Origin of the sequence: Actinocrinis sp. (assembly GCF_035605935.1) — a bacterium.
Lineage (GTDB): Bacteria > Actinomycetota > Actinomycetes > Streptomycetales > Catenulisporaceae > Actinocrinis.
This window is the reverse complement of record NZ_DATNGK010000274.1, coordinates 1-6,668: the sequence shown is the minus strand read 5'-3', so window position 1 is coordinate 6,668 and position 6,668 is coordinate 1. Positions and strand designations below refer to the sequence as shown.

General features: G+C 67.7%; 7 protein-coding genes. 6 read left to right on the top strand and 1 reads right to left on the bottom strand.

Annotated elements, in window-relative coordinates:
* Both VN779_RS22275 and VN779_RS22270 read left to right on the top strand, forming a co-directional pair.
* The coding region (locus VN779_RS22275; RefSeq protein WP_325726501.1) for an amino acid--tRNA ligase-related protein at positions 1–653 on the top strand (653 nt) is incomplete at its 5' end.
* Between the two features lie 192 nt (positions 654–845).
* Complete coding sequence (locus VN779_RS22270) at positions 846–1,421, top strand: GtrA family protein (RefSeq protein WP_325726499.1); 576 nt, start codon at positions 846–848, stop codon at positions 1,419–1,421.
* 56 nt (positions 1,422–1,477) lie between these two features.
* Here the strand turns inward: VN779_RS22270 and VN779_RS22265 are convergent, their stop codons facing one another.
* The gene (locus VN779_RS22265; protein WP_325726497.1) at positions 1,478–2,179 is read right to left on the bottom strand and encodes a GH12 family glycosyl hydrolase domain-containing protein; all 702 of its coding nucleotides are present in this window, start codon (positions 2,177–2,179) and stop codon (positions 1,478–1,480) included.
* Between the two features lie 231 nt (positions 2,180–2,410).
* Between VN779_RS22265 and VN779_RS22260 the strand changes: the two genes are divergently transcribed.
* The 4 genes from VN779_RS22260 to VN779_RS22245 all read left to right on the top strand — a co-directional run bounded on the left by VN779_RS22260 (position 2,411) and on the right by VN779_RS22245 (position 6,439).
* Positions 2,411–3,586, top strand: a complete 1,176-nt coding sequence (locus tag VN779_RS22260; RefSeq protein ID WP_325726493.1) for an MFS transporter — start codon at positions 2,411–2,413, stop codon at positions 3,584–3,586.
* A 62-nt stretch (positions 3,587–3,648) separates the two neighbouring features.
* Positions 3,649–4,878, top strand: coding sequence for a GNAT family N-acetyltransferase (locus tag VN779_RS22255; RefSeq protein WP_325726491.1), 1,230 nt, complete (start codon positions 3,649–3,651; stop codon positions 4,876–4,878).
* Between the two features lie 74 nt (positions 4,879–4,952).
* Positions 4,953–5,900 (top strand): NAD(P)-dependent oxidoreductase, encoded by a 948-nt coding sequence (locus VN779_RS22250; RefSeq protein WP_325726489.1) that lies wholly within the window; start codon positions 4,953–4,955, stop codon positions 5,898–5,900.
* A gap of 35 nt (positions 5,901–5,935) precedes the next feature.
* On the top strand, positions 5,936–6,439 hold the full coding sequence (locus VN779_RS22245) for a hypothetical protein (protein WP_325726487.1): 504 nt from the start codon (positions 5,936–5,938) through the stop codon (positions 6,437–6,439).
* Positions 6,440–6,668: the final 229 nt, after the last annotated feature.

The following is a 6,668-nucleotide window of genomic DNA, read 5'->3' as shown; positions in this document are numbered from 1 at the left end:
TCGGCGCGTCAGACGGCGACGCGGTGTTCTTCGCTGCCGGAAAGCGCACGGCCTCGCAGGAACTGCTCGGCGCGGCGCGGCTGGAGATCGGGCGGCGCTGCTCGCTCATCGACGAGGCAGCCTGGAAGTTCCTGTGGGTCGTGGACTTCCCGATGTTCGAGCCGGTCGAGGACGAGAAGGGCGAGCAGGTCGGGTGGACCGCGGTGCACCATCCGTTCACCGCGCCGACCCCGGAGAGCCTGGACAGCTTCGACAAGGACCCGGCGACCGCGCTGTCCAACGCATACGACCTCGTGCTCAACGGCTCCGAGATCGGCGGCGGCTCGATCCGTATTCACCGCAAGGACGTGCAGGAACGGGCGTTCGCGGCGATCGGCCTGTCCGACGAGGAGGCGCGCTCGAAGTTCGGCTTCCTGCTGGAGGCCTTCAACTACGGGCCGCCGCCGCACGGCGGGATCGCGCTCGGCCTCGACCGCCTCGTGGCGCTGCTGACCGGCGCGGACAGCATCCGCGACGTTATCGCCTTCCCGAAGACGGCCTCCGGCGGCGACCCGCTGACCGGTGCGCCGTCGCCGATCACGCCGGCCCAGCGCAAGGAGGCCGGGATCGACGCGAAGCCGAAGGAACCGGGCGAGGCTGCGCCTCAGGGCTGAGTCCGACGCCATACCTCAGGACGACGCCCGCGAACGCTGCGGTACGCCACACTGGACGGGTACAGAGACGACGGTGTGGGGTACCGCGGCGGGCGCGGACTGTGTAGGACATACCGCTGCCGCGCACGGTGTTCGATATACCGCTGGCGCGGTGGGGGACGACCCTGCGCACAACCTTGGCTGGGGGAGCACATGCGGCGATGGGTCGTCGGGATCGTGCGCCGACTGTGGCGCGAGATGGTCGGCTTCAGCGCGGTCGGTATCGTCGGCGTCACGTGTGACATCGCGACGTTCAACCTTGTCATCGGGGTCTTCCACGCGCCCAAGGTCTACGGCTCCATCGCCGGTACCGCACTCGGCACGCTGATCGGTTACCTGGGTAACCGGTACTGGGTATTCCGCCGCCGCGAGCGCAGACAGTCTGGCGCGGAGATCACGCTGTATCTGCTGGTCTCCGCGGTTGGAATGCTCATCACCGCGGCCTGCGTCGCCTTCAACGAATACGTCCTCGGATACACGTCGCTGCTGGCCGCGAACATCGCTCAGTTCATCGTGGGGCAGGGGCTCGGCACGGTGTTCCGGTTCTGGGCCATGCACATGTGGGTGTTCCCGGAATCGCACGAAGATGAACTGGCCGTGCTTCGCGATGCGCCGATCGACGCCGCAGTCATCGACACCGCAGCAATGGACACCGCAGTAACGGACACAGCGCCGCCGCATCTGGACGAGGATCCGGACGCGGCGGCGCTTGTCGATTCACGGTGCTGACCTACGCGGTGCTGAACTACGCGGTGCCGAGCTGACGGCGGTTTGCCGCCCTGCCATCAGCCTGCTGAGGCCGAGTAGCTGTTGATGGTGAAGTTCTGCGTCGAGCTGTTCGTGCCGCTGATCTCGAAGCCGTACTGGATCGTGGACAGCGTCGGGTTCGAGTAGTAGTGCCTGGTGTTCTCCAGCCACTTGAGCAGGTCGAGCAGGTTCACCGAGCCGGAGGACTCGTTGCTGGTGCGCTTGAACGAGTAGGTCGGCTTGCTGCCGTTGCTGCCGGCGTACACGGTCCAGGTGTTGCCGTCGATGGTCAGGTTGCCGGTGTTCGAGCCGAGCGGCCCGACGTTGCCGTGCGTGCTGGTCCAGACCATGATCTCGATGCCGCTGCCGTTGAGCCAGATGTCGTAGGCCGACTCGTAGTTGCCGGTGCCCGGGATCGACTCGCTGAACGAGCTCTTCGCGTACGAGAGCGAATTGAGCGCCTTGTTGATCGACTTGGACTCGTTGGCGTACGCCTTGACGCCAGAGGTGTTCGGCTGGTTGGAGAACACTCCCCAGTTGTTCGACGAGTTGACCCAGAGGGTCTGGCTGCCGTGGCCGCTGCCCCACTCGTCGTTGTAGATCGTGTAGCCGCCGGTCGAGTAGGACGCATACTGCGCGGACGACTCGTAGGCGTAGGCCCAGGCGGGACCAACGGACAGCACGGCGATCGCTCCGGCGCCTAGGGCCGCCGCGGCGGCCTTGAGCAGGTTGCTGCGCATCGTTGCGCGCTCCCTTCAGATGGTGCCTTGGTGTGGCAGTGTGGGTGTTGAAGCGCTTCGAAATATCTGCCTAGTCCTGTGTAGTGTCAAGACGTATCGCAGCAGCTGAATAGTCAAAGAATGGTCATCGATTTCATCGAAGCGCTTCGACAATTTTTCGAGCTATCTTTAAGGGAACCTAACTGTTAGAGTGCGGCAGTGCAGGCACGGCGGCGAACTCGGGGAGAGCGCATGGGCGCGGAATTGGCGGTCGCGGTGCCTTTCGCCGCGCCCGGGGCGCAGGAGCGTCGCGGCCGCGTCGCGGTGAGCCTGATCTTTGCGGTGCACGGGGTGATCTCCGGGACCTTCGCGGCGCGGGTGCCCTGGATCCAGGCGCACATCCACGCCACCCCGGGCGTGCTCGGCGCGGCGTTGATCACGGAGACCGCGGGCGCCCTCGCCGCCATGCCGGCGACGGCACGGGTCGTGCACCGTTTCGGCGCCAAGAGCGGCATGCGCGTCTTGATCGCGCTGTTCTGTGTCTCGCTCGCGCCGGCCGCGCTGGTGCCCGGCGCGTGGTCGCTGGCGGCGGTGCTCTTCATCTTCGGGGCTACCGCGGGCTGCGCGGACGTGGCGATGAACGCTCACGCGGTCAGGATCGAACACCGCCTCGGAAAGTCGATCATGTCCGGCTTCCACGGCATGTGGGCGGTCGGCATGATAGCCGGCTCCGCGTTCGGCGGCCTGTGCGCCGCGGCCGGGATCGGCGCACCGGCCGAGTTCGCGGTGACCGCCGTGGTCTTCGCGGTGGTGGGCGTCCTCTCCTGCGCTCTGTTGCCGCCGGACGACCCGGCCTCGCAGGAAGTCGCCGCGCCGCACTACGCGCTGCCGTCGCGAGCGATCCTGTTCGTCGGCGTGGTCGGCTTCTGCGGGATCTTCGCCGAGGGCGCCGCTCGCAGCTGGTGCGCCGTGTACCTCACCGACGTAACGCACACCAGCGCTGCGGTAGGCGCGTACAGCCTCACCGGGTTCTCGGTCACGTTGGCGCTCGGTCGGTTGACCGGCGACGCGGTCGCCCGGCGGCTCGGCCCGGTGCTGACGGTGCGGCTCGGCGGCGTGGTCGCCGTCATCGGGGCTTGCATGGTGGCGCTGGCGCAGACGCCGGTGCTCGGCATGCTCGGCTTTGCCGCGGTCGGTCTCGGCATCGCGACCTCGGTCCCGCTGGCCATCGCCGCGACCGGACGGCTGGGCAACAACGCGGAGCAGGCCGTCGCGGGCATCACCACGGTCATGTATGCGGCCGGCCTCGTCGCCGGCCCGTCGGTAGGCGCGCTTGGCTCGGCAGTCTCGCTGCCCTTCGCGTTCTGGATGACTGCGGTAGTGACGGCCGGTATCGCGCTCGCGGCACGTGCGTTACGACCTGCGTGACCGCTTACTAGCTCGCCGAAATCCAGTCGCGGGTGATCACGACCGGGGGATACGTTGCGCTTATGACGATCGAGGTGCGCAGGGTCCGCGACGAGGAGTTCGACGCGTGGAGCGACGCGATCGACCTCGGCTTCTTCATGCCGCAAGAGCGCGGCGATGGGCCCCGCCGCCGCCGCTGGTTCGAGCTTGACCGCTGCTGGGGCGCCTTCGACGGGGACACGCCGGTCGGAACGCTACGCGCGCTCAGCCTTGAGGCGACTGTTCCCGGAGGCGCGTTCCTGCCGCTCGCCGGAGTTAGTGCGGTAACCGTCGCCTCCACGCATCGGCGCAAGGGCCTGCTCTCCCGGATGATGGCCGGCGAGCTCGGGGCCGCCAAGGAACGTGGCGATGTGCTCGCGGGCTTGTATGCCGCCGAATATCCCATTTACGGCCGCTACGGCTTCGGCCCCGCGACGACCAGCGCGAACTGGTACCTGGACGCGCGCGCCGCCGCGTTCGTCCGCGAACTGCCCGGCGATATCGAGGTCGTGGACGCCGACTCGGCGTTCAAGGAGGCGCCCGCGCTCTACGACCGAGTGCGTGCGCTAACCCCAGGGGCCGTCACCCGCACGCGCGCGATGTGGGAGCGCAAGCTTGATCTGGTACCGCGCGAAGGCGAGCCCGTGCCGAAGAACGTCCTACACGCCGTGTGCCGCGACGAGAGCGGCGAGGCCGTCGGCTTCCTGCGCTACAAGTTCGGCGAGGAGCGGTGGACCCACGAGCGGCCGGACAACCTGGTCGAGGCCTTGGACTTGTTCGCGATCAACGTCGAGTACGAGGCCCGGCTGTGGAAGTACCTCGCTGACCACGACTGGGTAAGCCAGGTGGCCGCCAGGGTGGCCCGCAGGGAGGACGAACTCTGGCGCGAACTGCTGGTCAACCGGCGCGTGGCCTGGGCCGACAACCACACTGACGCTGAGTGGATCCGGGTGCTCGACACCGCCGCCGCGCTCGGTGCCCGCCGCTACGAGGTGCCCGGCCGCGTCGTGCTACGCGTCGTTGACAAGGACGGATACGCGGACGGTACCTTCGCGCTTGAGGGCGGTCCCGACGGTGCTAACTGCGGCCCGACCGCCGAATCCCCCGATGTCACAATGCCCGCGACCGTTCTCGCGTCGATCTACCTCGGCGGTTTCTCAGCTGGCAGGTTCGCTGCGTTGGGCATGCTCGATGAGCATCATCACGGTGCGGTAGCCCGTCTCTCTGCCATGTTCCAGACCGCGATCGCACCGTGGGCTCCGGTCACCTACTAAGTGCTAAGGCTCCTCGCGCTGATCTAACGCATCGCGCCGGTTCGAACCTACGTCCAGCCTTCTAGGATGGGGGCGTGGACGAGCGCAAGTTGGTGTGGACAGCCCCTGGCACGATTGGCGATCTGAACGATCTGCCGAGGGACGTGCGCGCCGCGCTGGAAATCGCCGAGATCCCGCCCGATCCGTTGAGTGACCCGCGGCTCGGCGAGGTCCGGGCGCTGATCCCGCCGCTCGTGCGCAACCAGGCGGATGACGGCTACGACCTCAAGATGCTGATCGCGGCGGCCGGCCGGCTGGACCTGGTGCAGTCGCTGACCTCCGGGGTCGACTGGATCGTCGACCTGGTGCCCGCCGAGGTGACGCTGTGCAGCGTCCGCGGGGCGTACGACGACCTGATGGCCGAACTGATGCTCACCGGGATTCTCGCGGTCTACAAGGAGATCCCGCACCACGCGGACGCTCAGGCACGCGGCCGATGGGAGCCGCGTCAGGTGCGTGTGCTCGGTGGCTCGCGGGTGCTGTTCGTCGGGTATGGGTCGATCGCGGAGTGCCTAGAGAAGTACCTCGTTCCCTTCGGCGTGGACGTGCGTAGGGTCGCGCGTCGGCCGCGTGAGGGCGTCGATGGCATAAGCGAGTTGTCGGTCCTGCTGCCGGGCGCGGACATTGTCATCGTCCTCACTCCGCTTACCGCGCAGACGCAGGGCTTGATCGACGAGGAGTTCCTGACGCTGATGAAGCCAGGGGCGCTGCTGGTGAATGGCGCACGTGGCCTGGTCGCGGACACCGACGCACTGATCGCGGCGGCCGAGCGCGGGAAGATCCGGGCGTACCTGGACGTCACCGAACCGGAACCACTGCCGGACGGGCACCCGCTGTGGTCCGCGCCCGGTGTGTTCATCACGCCGCACATCGGCTCGCTCGTCCCGGAGAATCGGGCCCGCGCCTTCGCGGTCGTGCGGGAGAACCTGATCCGCTGGGCGCGCGGCGAGGCGCTGCGCAACGTCATCGCCGGGGAGTATTGAGCAACCAGGAGCACAGCGACGGGAGTGCGGAGACAGTGGCGTACCGCCCGCTCAGCGCCGAGTTCATGCGGCGACGGCGCAGGCGCGCGATGGAGATGCTCCTCGCCTGTGTCGCCGTGCTGCTTCCGTGGACGGTCTTCCTCGCGGTCAGCCTGCCTGATCAGTACCGCGCGCACCACTGGCGGTTGACCTGGGCGGGATTCGACGGACTGCTGCTGCTCGCGATGGCCCTGACCGTGTATCTCGGCTGGCGCCGACGTCAGGCGGTCATCGCGGCCGCCATGGTCACCGCGACCCTGCTGATCTGCGACGCCTGGTTCGACATCACGCTCGACCTCGGCACCCCGGATATCTGGTGGTCCCTCGGGTCCGCGGCGCTGATCGAACTGCCGCTGGCCGGGTTCTTCATCACCAGGGCGCTGATTCTCATCTCGCTGACCATCAAGCAGGCGTATCGGGAGCTCGAGATCGACGAGCCGCCGCCTTCCGTGCTGAAGCTGCCACTTTTCGGCATTTCCCGGGAACTCGACCGGGACTGACGTTCGTTCAGAGTAGACGTACGGGGCGATCTTCGGGCGCGGGTGTCGAGCACACGGGTGTCGAACGCAGGCATCGAACAATGCACGAGCAGCGGGGAGGAACGGTCATGACGGGCAGCGCAGTGATCCTCGGCGAGTTGTTCACCGAGGCGGGGCGGGCCGATCCGTACCCGCTCTACGCGAAGCTCCACGAACTCGGCCCCGCCTCGCACGTAGACGGGACGTTCTT